Raw genomic sequence first — 235 nt, forward strand, 5'->3', positions numbered from 1 at the left:
GATTTATTGTTTGATGATAGATGGTTGCGAAAAGCTGTTGAAGCAGAAGATAAAGTAGGTGGTAAAATTGGTGCTGGCTTGGATTGGGGTTCTGGATTTGGCGACCTCATGCTTAACTTTGAACTTTTGGGACGTTTAACAACTTTACGGGTTTCTCTTAATCGAGAAGTGCGGTTGCTGCTGAATAATTGGAATTTAGGAACAGCTACAAAAATTGCTGTAAAAACTGCAAGAG

Annotated in this window: 1 pseudogene; it reads left to right on the forward strand. The window is 39.6% G+C overall.

From position 1 onward, the window contains the following. Nucleotides 1-235 (forward strand): annotated as a pseudogene (locus GNF10_RS37750) (hypothetical protein); the annotation flags it as partial.

It is taken from the genome of Nostoc sp. UCD121, from assembly GCF_014222285.1.
Taxonomy (GTDB): Bacteria; Cyanobacteriota; Cyanobacteriia; order Cyanobacteriales; family Nostocaceae; genus Nostoc.